Origin of the sequence: Streptomyces sp. TRM49041 (assembly GCF_008271805.1) — a bacterium.
Taxonomy (GTDB): Bacteria; Actinomycetota; Actinomycetes; order Streptomycetales; family Streptomycetaceae; genus Streptomyces.
In genome coordinates, this window is record NZ_VSRY01000140.1 from 45,860 (window position 1) to 62,371 (window position 16,512).

The window sequence follows — 16,512 nt, forward strand, 5'->3', positions numbered from 1 at the left end:
TGCCTTTCCGGGAGGAAGCTCGCATGCTGAAGGGCGGCAAGGTAGGGCTCAGGGCCCGGCACGAGGACGACATCCCGATCCTGCGGGCCGAGCTCTACGACGACGTGGTCAACGCCTCGCGGGCCGAAGGCGTGCCGTGGCGGCCGATCACGCCCGGGTCGAAGGACGCGCGGCTGGTGGTGGACGACAAGGAGCAGGGGCGCGTCCAGTTCTCCGTGGTGGAGTTGGACGGCGGCACGCTGGTCGGCACCGCGGTGCTGTGGGGCATCGACAACCACAATCGGTCCGCGCACATCGGACTGGGGCTGCTGCCGTCCTCCCGCGGCAAGGGCTACGGCACCGACGTGGTCGCGGTGCTGTGCCACTACGGCTTCGTCGTGCGCGGCCTGCAGCGGCTGCAGATCGAGACGCTGTCGGACAACACCGCGATGCTGCGCTCCGCCGAGCGCAACGGCTTCGTCCGCGAGGGCGTACTGCGCTCCTCGGCCTGGGTGATGGGCGAGTTCCTGGACCAGGTACTGCTCGGGCTCCTCGTCCAGGACTGGAAGCCTGACGCGACCTAGGGTCTGCCCGCAGGACGGGCCCGCTGGTTCTTCGGTCCGGGATGGTGCTTCGATCCGGCGCCGTCCCCACTACATCCTTCGATGCAGCGGCGGTTCGTCCCCCGTCACGACGAGGACGGGCCTCGCCGTCGCGACGATGAGAGGTATGACGACGACATCGGGGCCGAGGACGGGGCCGGGGCCGACAACGGGGCCGGGAAAGACGGGAGAAGGGCCGACACGACCGGTCGGCACGGGGGAGGGGCGGCGGCTGCCCCTGCTGGACGTGCTCCGCGGGGTCGCGATCCTCGGCACGCTGATGACCAACGTGTGGATCTTCACCGCGCCCGGTGGCGAGTGGGGCGTCCTGGCGGCCGGTCCGGCGGGAGGTGGCCTCTCCGGTTCGTTCGGCGAGGCCGCCGAGAGCGTGTTCCGGCTGCTGGCGGACGGTAAGTTCCTGTCGCTGCTGACGATCCTGTTCGGTGCGGGCCTCGCCATCCAGTACGGGTCGGCGGAGCGGCGCGGGCAGCCGTGGCCGGGTCGGTACCGCCGGCGGGCGCTGTTCCTCTTCGCGGAGGGCACCGTGCACTTCGTGCTGGTCTTCGCGTGGGACGTGCTCATGGGGTACGCGGTGACGGCGCTGTTCGTGGCGTGGCTGCTGACCCGCTCGGCGCGGGCCCGCCGCCGGGTCATGTGGTGGGCGGCCGGGCTGCACCTGACGGTCATGGGCCTGCTGACGGCCGCGCTCGCGCTGAACGGTTCCGAGGCCGCGGGCGACGGGGCGGTGTCGCCCGAGGTCGTCGACCTGTACGCGCACGGAAGCTGGTCCGACCAGATCGCGTTCCGGCTGGAGAACGCCGTCGCCCTGCGCATCGAACCCGTCCTGTCGGCCGGGCTGCTGGTGTTCCTGTTCCTGCTGGGTGTGCGGTTGCTGCGGGCGGGCGCGTTCGGCTCCGACGACAGCGGGCGGCGGATCCGGGCGCGGATGCTCGCCTGGGGCCTGGGCCTCGGGGTGCCGCTGAACGTGGCCTGCGCGGTGGGCGGCGAGGACTGGTTCCTGCTGGGCCGGTACGCGGCGGCGCCGCTGGTGGCGGTCGGGTACATCGGCCTGATCGGCGCGCTGGTGGACCGCGTGGTCCGCCCGGGCCCGATGACGCGGGGCCTGACGTCCGTGGGGCGCACGGCCCTCTCCGGCTACGTCCTCCAGAACGTCCTGTGCGCGCTCGTCTCGTACGGCTTCGGACTCGGCCTCGCGGCCCGGCTGGGCGACACCTGGAGGCCGTGGTGGGTGATGGCCCTGTGGGCGGCGGTGTCCGCGCTGCTGCTGGTGGGGTCCACGCTGTGGCTGCGCCGGTTCTCGGCGGGCCCGCTGGAGTCGGTCCAGCGGTGGGCGCTCCGGCGGAGCTGACCGGAAAGCGCTGGACGGGCGGTGATCGGGCTTACGGCCGTCGGCTCACGGCGCGGTCCGCCGCCGCACCGTCCACAGGGCGGCGGCGGCCACGCACGCCGAGCCGATGACGAGGATCGGGAGGACGGGGTTCGGTGCCTCGCCGCCGGGCCGGTCCCCCGCCGCCTGGGCCGGTGCCGCCGGGCGCGTGGCAGCAGGCCCGGCGGCACCGGGGGTCGCGCCGGGCGGTGACCCACCGGCCGAGGCGGCCTCCCTGGCGGAGGCCGCCCGGGAGGCCGAGGCCGCAGAGGCCGCCGAAGCGTCGCCGGCCGCCGTAGCCGTAGCCGTAGCCGTAGCCGAGGCCGAATCCGAGGCCGAATCCGAGGCCGACGGGGACGCCGCCGGCCCCGCCTCCGCCTCCACCGCCGACGCGGCCTTCGGGCGAGGCGGCAGCAGCGACCCCACCGGCCGGACCTCCGACCCCGGCCCGAACCCCCAGTCCAGCAGTGCCCTGGCCTCCTCGTACACCGCCCGCCAGCCGCCCGAGCGCGGGTCCATGACCGTCACCACCAGCGTCCGCCCGTTCCGCCGGGCGGCGGCGATCAGTGTGTTGCCCGCCTCGCTGGTGGAGCCGTTCTTCACGCCGATGATCCCCGGGTACCGGCCGACCCCGTCGTCCCCGGTCACCAGCCGGTTCGTGTTGCGGATGCCGTACGCCCAGCCGCCCGCGGGGAACGACGCGTAGGGCAGCGCGCAGTAGTGGGCGAAGTCCGGGTTCCGCAGCCCGGCTCGGCCGAAGACGGCCAGGTCGTACGCCGACGAGACCTGTCCCGGCGCGTCGTACCCGTCCGGCGACACCACCTTCGTGTCCCGCGCGCCCAGCGACCGCGCCGTGGCCTCCATCTGCCGTGCCGTCGCCTCCCAGCCGCCGTTCAGCCCGGCCAGCACCCGTACGGCGTCGTTGCCGGAGTGCAGGAACACTCCGCGCCACAGGTCGGCCACCTGGTACGTGACGTCCTCCTTGACGCCGACCAGGCTGCTGCCGTCCCCGATGCCCGTGAGCTCCTTCTCGGCCACCGTGTGCCGGGTGCTCGGCGACAGCCGGGGAAGCACGGTCAGCGCGAACAGCGCCTTGAGCGTGGAGGCGGGCGGCAGCCGCTTATGGGCGTTCCGGGCGGCCAGCACATCACCGCTACCGGCGTCGGCGACCAGCCAGGACCGTGCGGAGAGCGACGGCGGCTCCGTGCCCCCGGGCGGCAGCCGTACCTGCGTACCGGTCCGGTGCAGGACCGCCGGGTCCACGCGCGCGCTGGGCCGGGGCGGCATCGGCTCACCGGGGCGGGGGCCGGTGGCGGACGCGGCCGACGACAGGACCAGCAGCGGCAGCAGCAGGACCAGGAGCAGGAGGCCGGTCGCGCCTGCCGTGAAGCGTGCCGAAGAACTGACGATCATTCAGCCACGGTAGGAAGGAGACGGCCGTTCTGCAGAGCGATGTGCGCCGACCGGCCTACGCCTATGCGCGCGTAAGGGCGCGTACGGGATACGTAGCCAGGCGTACGGGATACGCCAAGAGGGCCCCCCGCTCGTTATGGAGGTGTCGAGGCCGCGCCCGGCGCGCGTAGGGGCCGGTTTCCTCGAACGCGGAACGGCAGCCGGGCGGGCGCCGTCTTTCATCGTGTCACCCATCCGTACACCGGGAGTCCCCAAATGACCGAGTACGTCGTCGGCATCATCGTGGCCGCCGCTCTGGTCGGCTATCTCGCGCTCGCCGTCTCCTACCCGGAGCGCTTCTGACCACTGTCATCCGTATGGCGGGGCGGAAGCGGCCGGGACGAGCGGGCCGAACGGCATGGCTGCTATCCACGAGGAGTAGGCATCCGAGGGGGCTTGCCGAGTGGAGGGCCACTCGGGTCGCAGCACGTCAACCACCTCCGCCGTCCTCGCGGTGGACTTCCAGCAGGGCATCTCCGACGCCTGGTCGAGGGTCGCCCAGTTCGTCCCGAAGTTCGTGGCCTTCCTGGTCATCCTGGTCATCGGGTGGCTCGTGTCGAAGCTCATCGCCAAGATCGTGGACCGGGTGCTGCGCAGGGTCGGCTTCGAACGGCTCAGTGAGCGAGCGGGCTCGTCCCGCATGCTCGAGAACTCGGAGTACGACGCCACCGGGATCATCAGCAAGGTCGTCTACTACGGGCTGCTGCTCGTGACCCTGCAGCTGGCCTTCGGGGTCTTCGGTCCGAACCCCGTCAGCAACATGATCGACGGCGTCGTCGCCTGGCTGCCGAGGGCCGTGGTGGCGCTGGTCCTGGTGGTCGTCGCGATGGCCATCGCCAACGCCGTACGGAACATCGTCCAGGGCGTCCTGTCGGGAGTCTCGTACGGCAACACGGTCGCGACCATCGCGTGGGGCGTGATCGTCGCGCTCGGTGTGATCGCGGCGCTGGGGCAGGCTGGCATCGCCACGGCCGTCACGCAGCCGGTGCTGTACGCGGTGCTCGCCACGGCGGCCGGCATCCTGATCGTCGGCATCGGCGGCGGGGCCGTCATGCCGATGCGGCAGCGGATCGAGCGCTGGATGGGCGCGGCGGAGGCGGAGTCCGGCAAGGCCCGTTCGGGCGCGAGCGCCTACATGGCCGGTCGCGAGGACGCCAGGGCCCAGGCGCAGGAGCAGCGGGAGCGGGCGGAGCGGGAGCGCGGGGGCGGCATGGACCCCATGTGACGGCCGGGACTCAGTCCGCGTCCAAGTCCAGGTCCAGGTCCGGGTCCGGGTCCGGGTCCGGGTCCGGGTCCCGGTCCAGGTGCGGGTCCGGGCCCGCGTCGCGCTCGGCGGAGCCCAGCAGGTCGTACCGGTGGACCAGCCAGCAGATGGCCGTCAGTCGGCACACGGCGTAGTCGTAGCCGGGCGGCTCGTCCCAGTCGCTCTCGGCGAGCGCGTCGAGGAACCCGAGCGCGTAGTCGGAGAGCAGCTCGTGGTCCGGCGGGCCGGGCACCAGCTCCGGCCCGTCGGCCCCGATGCGCTCGCGCAGCGCGGCGACATGCTGGTCGACGGCGGCGACGAAGCCGGGCTCGAAGGCGAACTCGGCCAGGCGCGGCGCGTACGCCGCGGCGACGTCGGACAGGGGCGACAGGGAAGGCACCCGCCCACGTTAGGCGGGGGACGGGCGGTCCGAAGAGCCCCGAAGACGGCATGCGACCCATCTCACGTGGCCGGCCGAGCCGTCGGCGAGCCGAGCCGGGACGAGGCGGCGAGGCGGCCGGGATCGGGGCGGGCGTGATAGGCGTCGCTTCTGAGGGGCACTTGGGGAGGCGTACTTCTTCGACGCCACTTCTGCCTCGGGAGGAACCCCATGAACGCGGTCCTGCACGACAAGCTCTTCATGCGCCTGCACGAACTGCCCGTGCTGGCCCATATGACGTACGACGATGGGGACCCGTACGCGGTGCGGGTGGCGTTCACGGACGGTGAGTACGTGTACGCGGAGTGGCGGCTGGACCGGGGGATGCTGCGGGAGGGGATGCGGCACGCGGTGGGGGAGGGCGACGTACGCGTATGGCCCGGGTCGCAGGGGGCGCGGGATGTGCCCGGGGTGCCGGGCGTGCACATCGAGTTGTGCGGGGAGGCGGACTTCACGGTGGGGGAGGAGTCGCTGGCGCGGTTCCTGGAGCGGACGTACGAGGCGGTGCCGGAGGGCGAGGAGCGGGTGGACGTGGACGCCCTGGTGACCCGACTCCTCGCCACAGGATCCTGATGCCGCCGGGTAGCTCCCCGATGGCCCGGATCACCCGGGAGGGATCACCCGAGAGCCCCGATGAGCTCGTTGCATGCCTGCTCACAGCGCCGGCAGGCTTCGGCGCACACGCGGCAGTGCTCGTGCTCCGAGGCGTGCCGCTCGCACTCGTCGGCGCAGGTGGAGCAGGCGACGGCGCAGGCGTGGAGCATGGCGCGGGTCAGGTTCGCGTCGTACCCGGTGTGCCGGGACAGCACCGCGCCGGTGACCTGGCAGATGTCGGCGCAGTCCATGTTCGTGCGGATGCACTTGGCGAGCATGTCGAGGCCCTGAGGTTCGGACAGACACGCGTCGGCGCAGGCGCTGCATGCCTGCGCGCAGGTGGCGCACTCCTCGATGCACCGGATGAGCTTCTGGCGGTCGACCTGGCCGAGGTCGGCGGGGTAGGTGCGGAGCATGTCTTCGACGACCATGGAAGCCATGGTGATTCGCCCCCAAAGGGTAGATGTGTCCTTTATGAGACCTGTGTCCCGTCGCCTCGGGTAGGCCGCAGGGGGCGGGGTAAACGCGGTGGGAGGGGTTGGCGCGACAAACAACATGTCCCCGCTCCTCTACGCTCGTCGGTCATGACCCCGACGCCCTCGCTTCTCCGGACACCTGCCGGCGCCGTGGACTGGCCGCTGATCGGCGCGGTCGCGGTGGGCGGCGCGATGGGGGCGGGGGCGAGGTACGGCGTGTCGCTGCTGTGGCCCGCCGCGCCGGGGGCGTTCCCGTGGGCGACACTGTGGACGAATGTGGTGGGCTGCGCGCTGATGGGCGTGTTCATGGCGGCGCTGGACGAGGTGTGGCGCCCGCACCGTCTGGTGCGGCCGTTCTTCGGGACCGGCGTGCTCGGCGGTTTCACGACATTCTCGACCTACGCCCTGGAGACACGGGCGCTGCTGGATCACGGCAGGTTCCTGACGGCTGTGTCGTATCTTCTGGGAACCCTGTCGGCGGCACTGCTCGCGGTCGCGCTCGCGGCGTGGGCGACGCGGGGCGTGCTGACACGGAGGAGGCGAGGATGACGAGACCGACCGGTGCGGCGACCCGGCTGACGATCCTCATCGGCGAGTCGGACCAGTGGCACCACAGGCCCCTGTACTCGGAGATCGTGCACCGCGCGCACGAGGCGGGGCTGGCGGGCGCGAGCGTGTTCCGGGGCATCGAGGGCTTCGGTGCCTCATCGATGATCCACACATCCAGACTGCTGTCCCTGAGCGAGGACCTGCCGGTGGCGGTGGTGATCGTCGACCAGGACGCGAAGATCCGCGGGTTCCTCCCGCGGCTGGACGAGTTGGTCGCCGGTGGCCTGGTGACGCTGGAGCCCTGCGAGGTCATCCGCTACGAGGGCCGGGGGGCGGCCGGGTGACCTGGCTTCTGGTCCTGGCGGGCGGCGCGCTGGGCGCCCCCCTCCGCTACCTGACGGACCGCGCGGTCCAGTCCCGCCACGACACGGTCTTCCCCTGGGGCACCCTGACTGTCAACATCCTGGGCTCCCTCACCCTGGGCGCCCTGGCGGGCGCGGCGACGGCGACCCCGGCGTACGCCTTGGTGGGCACGGGCCTGTGCGGCGCCCTCACCACGTACTCCACCTTCTCGTACGAGACCCTTCGCCTGGCCGGCTCGGGCTCGTCCCTCTATGCGGCGGCCAACGCCGTGTCGACCACCGTCCTCTCCGTCGGCGCCGCCTTCGCGGGCGTGGCGGCGGGCCGGGCCCTCTGGGGCTGAGGCGCCCTCAGTCTCCCGTGCTCGACGGGGCCTTGGCGCTCGCGTCCTCGTCCGGGCGCAGGGCGTCGAGGATGAGGGTGAGGCCGAAGGTGAACTCGTCGGCGTAGTCGTAGCCGGGCTTGAGGGCGTGCTCGGTGACGAGCTCGGTGAGGTGGGGGTAGGTGTCGGCGGGCATGTCGCGCAGGATGGCGCCCGCGACCTCGTCCAGTTCCACCGCGCCTCTGAACGGCAGGCTCAGCTCCTGGAGTACGAAGCCGTACAGATAGCTGTCGATCAGCGAGAAGGCGTGCGCGGCCATGGGGACGGAGAAACCTCCGGCGCGCAACGCGCCGATGACCGCGTCGTGGTGGCGCAGGGTCGCCGGGCCCGGCCGGGTCCGGGAGTCCATCAGGGCGACGGCCCACGGATGGCGCCGGAGCGCGGCACGGGCGGAGACCGCGCGGTGGCGCATGGCGCTCTTCCAGTCCGTGTCGCGCGGCGGCAGATCGATCTCGCCGAACACCGCGTCCACCATGCCGTCGAGGACGTCTTCCCGGCCCGCGACATGGTGGTAGAGCGACATCGCCTCGACGCCCAGCGGTTCGGCGATGGACCGCATGGTGAGCGCGGCCGACCCCTTCTCGTCCGCCACCGCCACCGCCGTGCGGATCACGCGCTCACGGCTGAGCGGTGTGCGCGCCGACGCCCCGCGCCGGCCCCTGCCTCCCTCGCGCATCCGCCCCTCTCCTTCGCTCCTGTTGACTGCCTTACGGCATAAGGCTAGCGTACCTTACAAGATAAGGTCGACATTCCGGCGAAAGGACTGCGCCATGGGCACGGATCGTGTGAAGAAGGTCTGCATCGTCGGGGCTTCGGGGAAGCTCGGGCAGTACATGGTCCGGCACGCGCTGGAACGCGGCTACGAGGTGGTCGGCGTGTGCCGGGAGCGCAGCGTGCCGAAGCTGGCCGCGTTCGAGGACCGGATGACCATCGTTCCCGGAGACACGAACGACCCGGAGGTGATCCGGCGGGCGGTCGCCGGGTGCGACGGGGTGCTGACGGTGCTGGTGCCGTGGGGCGTGCGGCAGTACGCGTCGGGCACGGCGCAGGCGGTGCTGGACCACGCACGGCCCGGCGCGCGCCTGGTCTTCTCCTGCGGCTGGCACATCACCCGCGACGGCAAGGACACGTACTCGCGGACGTTCCTGGCGGGTGTCCGGATCGCCGCCGTGCTGGGCAAGCTCGCCCGCGCCGTCGAGATCGACGACCAGGTGGAGGCGTGTCGCCGCGTCTTCGCCAGCGACTCCCGGTGGACCGTGGTGCGCGGAAGCTCCCTGGAGGAGGGCGAGAGCCAGGGCCTGCCCGTGTGGAGCCGGCACGTGGGCGACCCGGTCCTGGCCAGCGATCTGACGCGCCGGGTGGACTTCGCGCTGTTCATGGTGGAGGCCCTCACCGACGACGCGCTCGTCCAGGAGGCACCGGCGATCGTCGGCCGCCTCTCCCCCAGTGCCCTCGCCCACGCCGGCGGCGCCGCCGGCTCGGATCACTGACGCTCGGTCCGCCGGAGGAGCTTCGGGAGGCCGAGGTTGTTGATCAGTGGCCCCTCGACGGTGACGCCCTCGGCGTGCGAGGGGCGCTGCCCGGTCCTCAGACGAACAGGTACGCCGTCGCCGTCGCCGCCCCCAGGCACGCGCCCGCGACCGTCTGGGCCGTCGTGTGGTAGCGGAGTGCCACGCGGGACCAGCAGACGGCGAGGGTCATCGCGTACGCCAGGAGCCACCACGCCGAGTGGACGCAGGCGAGGAGGGCCACGACCGAGGACGCCACCGCCGAGTCGACCGAGATCTTCCACACCGTGTTGACGGCCAGCAGGCCGACCGTCATCACCCACAGCGCCAGCATCGCGGCCAGGATGCCCCCAGGGGCATCCCCCAGGACCATCAGCAGCGAGCCCGTACCGATCGAGCCCAGGATCACGAAGAAGATCGGTGCGCGTTTCGTGCGGTCCACGACATGGCGGTCGCCCCACTTGCCGCGGCCGCGCTCCCACTCGATGTACGCCGCCGGGACGATGCCCGCGCACAGGGCGCCCAGGAGGCCCCACAGCAGGCCCGTCCAGTGGCCCGACGCCGCCAGGCCGATGGACAGCATGCCGACCAGGAGGACGTTGCGGGGCTGGAGGGTGTCGGTGACCCTGCGGGCGGTCGCGGCCATGTCCGTCATGACAGGAGCTGCCTCGCGTTCTCCTGACGGATCGATCTGTACGCCGCCGCCACCCGCACGAGCCACGCCACCTCGTCGTCCTGGTCCGTCGCCTGACGGGTCTCGAAGGTCGCCGCGTCGCCCGCCTCCGCGCCCGCCGCCTTCGCCGCCAGCGCGGCCTTGATCCAGTACGCGTCCGCCAGCGGGCCCGCAGAACCCGCCACGTCCCGCGCCGCCGGCAGCAGCGCGTCCGGTACGTAGTGGCGGAGTTTCTCCACCGCGTCCGCTATGTCCGCCGCCCACCGGTCCACCCGCAGGTCCGCGGGGGTGTCGAACCGGGTCAGCTCACGTGCCAGCGACGCCGGCGGGGCGAACGGCTGGTCCGGGAACGCCGTCATCAGCTCCCGCCACATCGGGTGCAGCGCCACCTGGGCCCGCCACAGCCGCACCCGCCGCCAGCCCTTGCTGAACGCCGGGATCGACGCCCCGAGCGCGAAGAAGGCGAAGAGGATGATCTGGGCTGTCTCGGTCGTCTTGTCGAAGGTCTTCGCGAACTGCGCCGACGGCTGTTCCACCACGCTGATCCACAGGAACAGCGTCCGGCTCACCGTGTACCCCACCCCGATGAACATCGCGAACGTCATCATCCCGAGGCCCACCCGCAGATGGCGCAGCCGCGCGTTCGCCGTCGCCAGCGCCCACTGGTACGCGCACACCGCCGACGCCGCGCCCAAGTACAGGTAGAACACGGTCATGTAGAGCGACGCGCCCCACTGGCCCGCGTGGTCCGACACGAAGCGGTCCGACGGGACCGAGCGGTCCACCACCGTGAAGAACAGGACCGTGAGGAGGATCAGGGTGGCCGCCGAGGCCTTCGCCGCCACCTGCTGGATCAGGCGCGCGAAGCGCACATGGCGCGGCACCGCCCCGTCCGCCGGGTACGAGCCGTAGATGGCCACGATGTAGCTGAGGATCGCCAGGATCGCGATGGTCGCCGTGTAGTGCTTGATGAGCACCGCCAGGTCGACGACCGGGCTGTTGTTGAGGCTTGTCCGTACGAACCGGGTCTTCGTCCACAGGGCGGCGGCGAAGCCCGCGTAACAGCCCCACAGGGCCCGGCGGCGTCTGTCCTCCTCGTCGCCCCACAGCGCCGCCGGCATCCGCCACAGCGCCACGGCCGTCATCAGGGCGGCTATGAGGTAGCCGGCCAGGTCCAGGGGGGTCAATGGAATCCGTCCTCGGGGGGTGGGGGTGAGGGAGGGGAGATCCGGGTCAGCGGGGGCGGAAGATGCCCTTGCGTCTGTGTGCCACAGGTCTCGACAGCGAGTTGGCCAGTCGCCCCACCATGTCGTCGCTCGACACGTCCCGCGCCAGCCTCGGGATCAGCGACGCGCCGAACTCCGCCACCCGCTCGTCGTGCGTCTCGTACTGCGCGCGCGCCTGGATCGTCGTACCCGACTCCATCACGCGGTTGATCAGCGATGTGTCGAAGACCGGGAGGAGGCGGCGGAGTTGCTCCGCGTCGAGGGACGTGCCGTGGTCGAACCACTCGTGGCACAGCTCGTGCAGGATGACGTGCTGAGTCTGGTACGTGGTCGGGCGCCGGCGGTACAGGACGAAGCTGGTGTCGCCGGACTTGAGGCGCAGGCCGCAGGCGGCGTTGACGCGGGCCAGCCGGTCCGGGAGCTCCTGGAGGACGATCCTGCGTCCCCGGGCGGCCTCCATGTTGGCGACCAGCTCCGGGATGCTGAACGGTGCGGGGATGGGGAGGTCGGCAAGCCCGGCCTCGCACTCTTTCCGCAGTTCGCGCATGGACCGCTTGGACATGGAGACCTCTTGATCGGAGTCACGCGTGTGAGTGACTTGCGATCGGCGAGTTTAGCCAACCGGTGCGGACGCGTGTTCGTCAGTGGTTCTTGCCTTCGGGGGCCGGGTGTTCGTCCTGGGGCGGTCTGTCGCCTTTGGTCTGCTCCAGGAGCGACATCGCGAACTCCAGGAGTTCCGGGGGCAGTCCCGCCTCGTCGACGCCCCGGCCGGCCAGTCCGCTGATCTCGCCCGTACGGCGCTTCGCGAGGAACTGCAGGCCCGCGACGACGTCGTCGACGACCTCCGACTCCTCCTTGAAGAACCGCCAGTCCACGCCGAAGCCCAGGCCCAGCGCCTTGAGGATCTCCTCCGACGGCTGGGTGACCTTGCCCGCGAGGATGTTGGAGAAGTAGCTGTGCGAGAGGGAGCCGCCGCGCTCCCTGACCAGTTCGGCGAAGGCCCGGCCCGAGACCTTCTGGCCCGGGAAGGTCTTCTCCACCATGTACTCGACCTTCTGCTGCAGCGTTCTCAGCTCGGATGCGGTGCGCTCGCCGCCGTTGCCGTCGTCCATCCCGGTCCCCACGTTCGCGTCCGCCGCTTCTGCGCGGTACAAGTCAACGGGCCCGTACTGTACCGACTCCGTCCCGGGCGGTTCCGGGTCGGAGCGGGCTTGCGTAAACACTCTACGCCACTGTTAACTCGAAAAAACACGGACAGGGGGCCACGAGGGGAGTCCCTTGTCCGTGCGGGAATTCCGTGTGCCCAGTGGCGCCCGGAACGGGGTGTAGCCCTTCGCGACGGGGGATGCGCGAAGGGCTACCTCGGCAGTATGGCACCTTGGCGGTACGGGGGTGCGGCAGTGGCTCCGTGCGGGTCGAGGGCGGAAGGACGAGCGGGATGACCGACCGGGCAGGCTCCTCGGGTGGCCGCAGGCGCGCCCAGGGCCAGTTGGAGGCGCAGGTGCTGGCCGCGCTGCGGGAGGCACCGGGGCCGGTGAACGCGGCGTGGGTGCAGGAGCGGCTCGGCGGCGGGCTCGCGTACACCACCGTGATCACGATCCTGACCAGGCTGCACGGCAAGGGCGCCGTCGCCCGGGAGCGCGCCGGGCGGTCCTTCCAGTGGATCCCGACGGCGGACGAGGCCGGGCTCGCGGCGCTGCGCATGCGGCGCGTCCTGGACGCCGAGGCCGACCGGGAGGCCGTGCTGGCGAGCTTCGTGACCGTCCTGTCGCCCGGCGACGAGCGGCTGTTGCGCGAACTCCTCGGGGAGGACGCCGACAGAGCGGAGGACCGGGGAGGGGACGACGGGGAAGGGTGACGTCGTGGGGTTCTTCGTCTTCCTGCCGCTCGTACTGCCCCTGACCGCGTGGCCGATCGCCCGCCTCGCCGAACAGCATCTGCACCCGCGTACCGCGACGCGGCTGCTGTCGGGCGTCGCCGGGGTGTTCGCGCTGTGCAGCACACTGTGCCTGGGTCTGCTGATGGTCGTCGGCACCGCGCAACTGCCCGGCAATCCGCTGCCGGACGGCTGGTCGGACCCCGAGGTGCGGGCGGCGCTGCCCTACGACGAGGTCGCCGGCCGACTGGCCATACCGGCGCTGTTCGCCGTCGTGGTGGCCTGCACACGCACGCTGTGGCGCCACGCCGCCCGGCACCGGCACGCCCATCAGGCGCTGTCCGGCCTCCGCCCGACCCTCGTCGCCGTACTCCCGGACCCGGACCCGTACGCCTACGCCCTGCCGGGACGGCGCGGCGGCCGCCTGCGGCGCACGGGCCGGCGGCCGGCCTGGCCCGGGCGGGTCGTCGTGTCGGCCGGGATGCTCGACCGGCTCGCCTCCAGGGAGCGGCGGGCTCTGTTCGCACACGAGCGGGCGCATCTCGACGGCGCCCATCACCGGTACCTGCTGGCCGTACGGCTCGCCGCGCGGGCCAACCCGTTCCTGCGGCCGCTGTGCACCGCCGTCGCCTACACCGCCGAGCGATGGGCCGACGAGGACGCCGCCGACGCGCTGGGTGACCGGCGGGTGGTCGCGCGGGCGATCGGGAGGGCGGCGCTCGTGTCGCGGGGAACGCGCGTGGGGCTGCCGGGGTTCGCGGTGGGCGGGCCCGTGCCGCGCAGGGTCGCCGCGCTGCTCGGGCCCGCTCCGGCCGCTCGGGTGTGGCCGCCCGCGTTCACGTCGGTCGGGCTCGCCGTGTGGAGCGCGGCGGCCGGTACGGCGGTCTCCGCGCTCTCCTCCGCCAACTCGGCCGTCGCCCTCTTCACCGTCCTGCGGGCCGCCACCGCCGTATAGGCGCCCGTCGCCCTGTACGGGCCGTCGCCCTGTACGGGCCGCCCCCAGGGACCGGCGAGGGCGTGTGTCTACAGGTCGAACTCGTGCGGCGGCAGGTCCAGCGTGAAGCACGCCTCCCGTACGACCGCCTGCTCCGTCTTGTCGAAGTCGCCGTCGGCGCCGCCGATGACGATGCCGATCTGGATGACAGCCCGCGCCTCCGCCGCGTTCTTCCTCGCCTTGGCGATCTCCTGCAGCACGCTCACCTTGCCGAACGCGAAGTCGGCCGTCAGCTTGTCGAGGTTCTCCTCGAAGCGGCGGCGCAGATCGTCCGCCGGGAAGTTCCGCAGGACGTCGTTGGTGGCGATCAGCTGGGCGACGCGCTGCCGCTCGGACGGGTCGATGGTGCCGTCGGCGGCGGCGACCAGCGCGCACATCGCCATGCTCGCGTCCCTGAACGCACCGCTCTTCAGGTCGTTCTTCTTCGCCGTGAGCTGCGTCTGCATCGTCGACGCGGACTCCTTGATGCGGTCCCACAGGGCCATTCGAGCGCTCCATCCGTGCGGTGGGGGTGTCTGCCGGGGGACGGTCGGGCCGAAGGGGGGCCCGATCGTCCCGGCAACTTCTACAGGTATGTAGAAGTTATCAGGGTGCCTGTCTCACCCCTCCTTCTCCGAGCCCTCCTCGCCTCGGAGAAGTCGCCGATCTCGGCCACGGCCTCGGCGGCGACCGGGTGTGCGAAAGGCCCTCGGACCCCTACTTGGCGGACGTGTCCAGCGCCGCCAGAGCCTGGGCCCGACGTACGTACTTGAGATCGGCCAGGTCGGCGACCGTCTTGACCCCGAACGCCTCCTGGAGCAGCTCGCCGTCCCGGTCCGAGACGCCCTTCAGGGCGGAGACGGGGGCGGCGAGTATCTCGGACAGGGTCTTGTCCGCGAACGCCTTGTCCAGCACCTTGTCCAGGTCGATCGAAGCCATGGCGGCCCTCCTGCGGGTCAGTGGTCATCTACATGCGTGTAGAAGCCTAGGGTGGCGGCCTGCTCCATGGGGGAAGTCGGCGGGAACCTGTGGAAAACCGGCCGGAAACGTATGTGTGAACGCCCAATGGTGGACAATCGGGGCATAAGACCCTCCATGGTGGAAGGTGTCGGCGTAGGAGAAAGGCGTGTCATGTCAGCGTCGCGGACCCACTCGCGCTACGTCCCCGACAGGGGTCTCACCACCCGCATGGTGACGACCATGTTCCTGATCGGGCTGCTGTACGTCGTCTTCGTCGGCGTCCTCATGGCCTTCCTGCGGGGCTCGTGGCCCCTGATCCTGCTGATCGCCGGCGCGCTGTTCATCGCGCAGTTCTGGTTCAGCGACCGGATCGCGGCGTACAGCATGGGCGCACGGGAGGTCACCCCGGAGCAGGCGCCCGAGCTGCACGGCGCCGTCGACCGGATCTGCGCCCTCGCCGACATGCCGAAGCCCCGCGTGGCGATCGCCGACACCGACGTACCCAACGCCTTCGCGACCGGGCGCAGCCAGAACACCGCGCTCGTCTGCGCCACGACAGGGCTGCTGCGGCGGCTGGAGCCCGACGAACTGGAGGGCGTGCTGGCCCACGAGCTGTCGCACGTCGCGCACCGGGACGTCGTCGTGATGACCATCGCGGCGTTTCTGGGCGTCCTGGCGGGCGCCATGGCGCGCGTGGCGCTGTGGGGCGGCTTCGGGCGGGCCGGGCACAGCCGGGACGGGGGCGCGGCGGTGGCGGTGCTGCTGATCCCGGTGATCAGCGCGGTCGTGTACATCATCGGCTTCCTGCTGACCAGGCTGCTGGCCCGGTACCGCGAGCTGTCCGCCGACCGCGCGGCAGCCCTGCTGACCGGGCGCCCCTCGTCGCTGGCCTCCGCCCTGACGAAGGTCACCGGGCAGATGGGGCAGATCCCCACGCGGGACCTGCGGAAGGCGGAGCCGTACAACGCCTTCTGGTTCGCGCCGGCGTTCTCCTCCAAGGAGAGCCTGGGGCGGCTGCTCTCCTCGCACCCGCCGCTCGAGCGGCGGCTCGACCAGCTGGCGCGGATCTCGTCCCAGCTGGGGCGGTAGGAAGGGGCGGGTGGTCGGCCGTGGGGTTCCTCGATGTGCTGCTGGGGCGCAGCAAGCCGGTACGTCCCGACCTGGACCAGCTGTTCGGCGTGCCGGGTGCGGCGCTGACTCTGGAGGCGGCGACGGGGTTCATGCCGACGGGAGCCGGGTCGGTGTGTTTCGCGGGGGTCGAGGGCGGGGCCTTCGCGCGCGTACGGGACGAGGTGCGGGACCTGCTGGACGCGGACACCGGGCGGGGCGGGGTGCCGGTGGAGTTCAGCCGTGACGCGTACGGGTACAGCTGGCTGCTGGCGCGGCACGCGGGGGACGACGTGGTGTCGGTCGTCAATGACCTGCACGCGGTCAACACGCTGCTGCAGGACGGGGGGTTCGGGCCGCATCTGCTGTGCTCGCTGACCGGCTTCCGGCACCCGGACGATCAGCGGGTGCTGGCGCTCGTGTACCTCTACAAGCGGGGCTCCTTCTATCCGTTCGCGCCGGTCACGGGGGTGGAGCGGCGGGACAACGCCCTGGAGTTGCAGGTGCGGGCGCTGCTGGCGGACGAACTGCGGATGGAGCCGGACCTGAGCCGGTGGTTCCCGGTGTGGGGCGCACCGGGGCTCTGACGGCCGGCCCGGCGGCGCTTCGGCCGCCGCGCCCCGAGCCGACCGGGGATCCGTGCAGCTGTACCGGCGGGGCGTGGGGAGGCCGGCGGGGGTAGGGTGACCACCCGCCGGGCCGTTGACCTGCTGTCGACGCGGACAG

At 71.9% G+C, this 16,512-nt stretch carries 22 protein-coding genes; 12 read left to right on the forward strand and 10 right to left on the reverse strand.

Features of this window, described 5'->3' with window-relative positions:
• Positions 1-23: 23 nt before the first annotated feature.
• Positions 24-563, forward strand: coding sequence for a GNAT family N-acetyltransferase (locus tag FVS66_RS18215; RefSeq protein ID WP_149182227.1), 540 nt, complete (start codon positions 24-26; stop codon positions 561-563).
• A gap of 145 nt (positions 564-708) precedes the next feature.
• Positions 709-1,950: a DUF418 domain-containing protein gene (locus FVS66_RS18225; RefSeq protein ID WP_187645579.1), complete on the forward strand. Its 1,242-nt coding sequence runs from the start codon at positions 709-711 to the stop codon at positions 1,948-1,950.
• Between the two features lie 45 nt (positions 1,951-1,995).
• On the opposite strand, the gene FVS66_RS18230 is transcribed toward FVS66_RS18225, so the two are convergent.
• Complete coding sequence (locus FVS66_RS18230) at positions 1,996-3,381, reverse strand: D-alanyl-D-alanine carboxypeptidase family protein (RefSeq protein WP_149182228.1); 1,386 nt, start codon at positions 3,379-3,381, stop codon at positions 1,996-1,998.
• 493 nt (positions 3,382-3,874) lie between these two features.
• Here FVS66_RS18230 and FVS66_RS18240 point away from each other — a divergent pair, with 493 nt between their 5' ends.
• The gene (locus FVS66_RS18240) at positions 3,875-4,645 is read left to right on the forward strand and encodes a mechanosensitive ion channel family protein (RefSeq protein ID WP_262387061.1); all 771 of its coding nucleotides are present in this window, start codon (positions 3,875-3,877) and stop codon (positions 4,643-4,645) included.
• A 10-nt stretch (positions 4,646-4,655) separates the two neighbouring features.
• Here FVS66_RS18240 and FVS66_RS18250 read toward each other — a convergent pair whose 3' ends face one another.
• Positions 4,656-5,063, reverse strand: a complete 408-nt coding sequence (locus FVS66_RS18250; protein ID WP_316248198.1) for a DUF6401 family natural product biosynthesis protein — start codon at positions 5,061-5,063, stop codon at positions 4,656-4,658.
• Positions 5,064-5,273: 210 nt separating this feature from the next.
• Between FVS66_RS18250 and FVS66_RS18255 the strand changes: the two genes are divergently transcribed.
• Complete coding sequence (locus FVS66_RS18255; protein WP_149182231.1) at positions 5,274-5,675, forward strand: SsgA family sporulation/cell division regulator; 402 nt, start codon at positions 5,274-5,276, stop codon at positions 5,673-5,675.
• A 44-nt stretch (positions 5,676-5,719) separates the two neighbouring features.
• On the opposite strand, the gene FVS66_RS18260 is transcribed toward FVS66_RS18255, so the two are convergent.
• Positions 5,720-6,136, reverse strand: coding sequence for a four-helix bundle copper-binding protein (locus FVS66_RS18260; protein WP_149182232.1), 417 nt, complete (start codon positions 6,134-6,136; stop codon positions 5,720-5,722).
• A gap of 144 nt (positions 6,137-6,280) precedes the next feature.
• Here FVS66_RS18260 and crcB point away from each other — a divergent pair, with 144 nt between their 5' ends.
• The 3 genes from crcB to FVS66_RS18275 are packed head-to-tail and all read left to right on the forward strand — an operon-like array spanning position 6,281 to position 7,424.
• A complete protein-coding gene (crcB, locus tag FVS66_RS18265) occupies positions 6,281-6,721 on the forward strand; it encodes a fluoride efflux transporter CrcB (protein ID WP_149182233.1) in 441 nt (146 codons plus the stop codon).
• Positions 6,718-7,065, forward strand: a complete 348-nt coding sequence (locus tag FVS66_RS18270) for a DUF190 domain-containing protein (protein ID WP_149182234.1) — start codon at positions 6,718-6,720, stop codon at positions 7,063-7,065. Before crcB ends, FVS66_RS18270 begins: the two co-directional genes overlap by 4 nt.
• Positions 7,062-7,424, forward strand: a complete 363-nt coding sequence (locus FVS66_RS18275) for a CrcB family protein (protein ID WP_149182235.1) — start codon at positions 7,062-7,064, stop codon at positions 7,422-7,424. The genes FVS66_RS18270 and FVS66_RS18275 overlap by 4 nt, the downstream gene beginning before the upstream one ends.
• 7 nt (positions 7,425-7,431) lie before the next feature.
• Here FVS66_RS18275 and FVS66_RS18280 read toward each other — a convergent pair whose 3' ends face one another.
• Positions 7,432-8,139: a TetR/AcrR family transcriptional regulator gene (locus tag FVS66_RS18280; protein WP_187645581.1), complete on the reverse strand. Its 708-nt coding sequence runs from the start codon at positions 8,137-8,139 to the stop codon at positions 7,432-7,434.
• Positions 8,140-8,233: 94 nt separating this feature from the next.
• Between FVS66_RS18280 and FVS66_RS18285 the strand changes: the two genes are divergently transcribed.
• Positions 8,234-8,953 (forward strand): NAD(P)H-binding protein, encoded by a 720-nt coding sequence (locus FVS66_RS18285; protein WP_149182236.1) that lies wholly within the window; start codon positions 8,234-8,236, stop codon positions 8,951-8,953.
• Between the two features lie 97 nt (positions 8,954-9,050).
• Here the strand turns inward: FVS66_RS18285 and FVS66_RS18290 are convergent, their stop codons facing one another.
• From FVS66_RS18290 to FVS66_RS18305, 4 genes are all read right to left on the reverse strand, one after another.
• Entirely contained in the window at positions 9,051-9,617 is a 567-nt protein-coding gene (locus FVS66_RS18290) for a hypothetical protein (RefSeq protein WP_262387062.1), read from the reverse strand.
• A 5-nt stretch (positions 9,618-9,622) separates the two neighbouring features.
• A complete protein-coding gene (locus tag FVS66_RS35510; RefSeq protein ID WP_149182238.1) occupies positions 9,623-10,831 on the reverse strand; it encodes an MAB_1171c family putative transporter in 1,209 nt (402 codons plus the stop codon).
• A gap of 46 nt (positions 10,832-10,877) precedes the next feature.
• The gene (locus FVS66_RS18300; RefSeq protein WP_149182239.1) at positions 10,878-11,432 is read right to left on the reverse strand and encodes a toxin; all 555 of its coding nucleotides are present in this window, start codon (positions 11,430-11,432) and stop codon (positions 10,878-10,880) included.
• Positions 11,433-11,511: 79 nt separating this feature from the next.
• On the reverse strand, positions 11,512-11,982 hold the full coding sequence (locus tag FVS66_RS18305; RefSeq protein WP_149182322.1) for a hypothetical protein: 471 nt from the start codon (positions 11,980-11,982) through the stop codon (positions 11,512-11,514).
• A gap of 326 nt (positions 11,983-12,308) precedes the next feature.
• Here FVS66_RS18305 and FVS66_RS18310 point away from each other — a divergent pair, with 326 nt between their 5' ends.
• Both FVS66_RS18310 and FVS66_RS18315 read left to right on the forward strand, forming a co-directional pair.
• Entirely contained in the window at positions 12,309-12,728 is a 420-nt protein-coding gene (locus FVS66_RS18310) for a BlaI/MecI/CopY family transcriptional regulator (RefSeq protein ID WP_149182240.1), read from the forward strand.
• Between the two features lie 4 nt (positions 12,729-12,732).
• Positions 12,733-13,701 (forward strand): M56 family metallopeptidase, encoded by a 969-nt coding sequence (locus tag FVS66_RS18315; protein WP_149182241.1) that lies wholly within the window; start codon positions 12,733-12,735, stop codon positions 13,699-13,701.
• 68 nt (positions 13,702-13,769) lie between these two features.
• Here FVS66_RS18315 and FVS66_RS18320 read toward each other — a convergent pair whose 3' ends face one another.
• Both FVS66_RS18320 and FVS66_RS18325 read right to left on the reverse strand, forming a co-directional pair.
• Positions 13,770-14,225 (reverse strand): TerB family tellurite resistance protein, encoded by a 456-nt coding sequence (locus FVS66_RS18320; protein ID WP_149182242.1) that lies wholly within the window; start codon positions 14,223-14,225, stop codon positions 13,770-13,772.
• Between the two features lie 211 nt (positions 14,226-14,436).
• Entirely contained in the window at positions 14,437-14,658 is a 222-nt protein-coding gene (locus tag FVS66_RS18325; protein WP_149182243.1) for a hypothetical protein, read from the reverse strand.
• 192 nt (positions 14,659-14,850) lie between these two features.
• On the opposite strand from FVS66_RS18325, the gene htpX reads away from it, so the two are divergent.
• Positions 14,851-15,768, forward strand: a complete 918-nt coding sequence (gene htpX / locus FVS66_RS18330) for a zinc metalloprotease HtpX (RefSeq protein WP_149182244.1) — start codon at positions 14,851-14,853, stop codon at positions 15,766-15,768.
• Positions 15,769-15,788: 20 nt separating this feature from the next.
• On the forward strand, positions 15,789-16,373 hold the full coding sequence (locus tag FVS66_RS18335) for a PspA-associated protein PspAB (protein WP_149182245.1): 585 nt from the start codon (positions 15,789-15,791) through the stop codon (positions 16,371-16,373).
• The last annotated feature ends 139 nt before the right edge of the window (positions 16,374-16,512 follow it).

What these genes read in the sequence shown, in the direction of transcription:
- FVS66_RS18215 (WP_149182227.1), top strand. Translation starts at nt 24, where the DNA reads ATGCTGAAGGGCGGCAAGGTAGGGCTCAGGGCCCGGCACGAGGACGAC.
- FVS66_RS18225 (WP_187645579.1), top strand. Translation starts at nt 709, where the DNA reads ATGACGACGACATCGGGGCCGAGGACGGGGCCGGGGCCGACAACGGGG.
- FVS66_RS18230 (WP_149182228.1), bottom strand. Translation starts at nt 3,381, where the DNA reads ATGATCGTCAGTTCTTCGGCACGCTTCACGGCAGGCGCGACCGGCCTC.
- FVS66_RS18255 (WP_149182231.1), top strand. Translation starts at nt 5,274, where the DNA reads ATGAACGCGGTCCTGCACGACAAGCTCTTCATGCGCCTGCACGAACTG.
- FVS66_RS18260 (WP_149182232.1), bottom strand. Translation starts at nt 6,136, where the DNA reads ATGGCTTCCATGGTCGTCGAAGACATGCTCCGCACCTACCCCGCCGAC.
- crcB (WP_149182233.1), top strand. Translation starts at nt 6,281, where the DNA reads ATGACCCCGACGCCCTCGCTTCTCCGGACACCTGCCGGCGCCGTGGAC.
- FVS66_RS18270 (WP_149182234.1), top strand. Translation starts at nt 6,718, where the DNA reads ATGACGAGACCGACCGGTGCGGCGACCCGGCTGACGATCCTCATCGGC.
- FVS66_RS18280 (WP_187645581.1), bottom strand. Translation starts at nt 8,139, where the DNA reads ATGCGCGAGGGAGGCAGGGGCCGGCGCGGGGCGTCGGCGCGCACACCG.
- FVS66_RS18285 (WP_149182236.1), top strand. Translation starts at nt 8,234, where the DNA reads ATGGGCACGGATCGTGTGAAGAAGGTCTGCATCGTCGGGGCTTCGGGG.
- FVS66_RS18290 (WP_262387062.1), bottom strand. Translation starts at nt 9,617, where the DNA reads ATGGCCGCGACCGCCCGCAGGGTCACCGACACCCTCCAGCCCCGCAAC.
- FVS66_RS18300 (WP_149182239.1), bottom strand. Translation starts at nt 11,432, where the DNA reads ATGTCCAAGCGGTCCATGCGCGAACTGCGGAAAGAGTGCGAGGCCGGG.
- FVS66_RS18305 (WP_149182322.1), bottom strand. Translation starts at nt 11,982, where the DNA reads ATGGACGACGGCAACGGCGGCGAGCGCACCGCATCCGAGCTGAGAACG.
- FVS66_RS18310 (WP_149182240.1), top strand. Translation starts at nt 12,309, where the DNA reads ATGACCGACCGGGCAGGCTCCTCGGGTGGCCGCAGGCGCGCCCAGGGC.
- FVS66_RS18320 (WP_149182242.1), bottom strand. Translation starts at nt 14,225, where the DNA reads ATGGCCCTGTGGGACCGCATCAAGGAGTCCGCGTCGACGATGCAGACG.
- FVS66_RS18325 (WP_149182243.1), bottom strand. Translation starts at nt 14,658, where the DNA reads ATGGCTTCGATCGACCTGGACAAGGTGCTGGACAAGGCGTTCGCGGAC.
- htpX (WP_149182244.1), top strand. Translation starts at nt 14,851, where the DNA reads ATGTCAGCGTCGCGGACCCACTCGCGCTACGTCCCCGACAGGGGTCTC.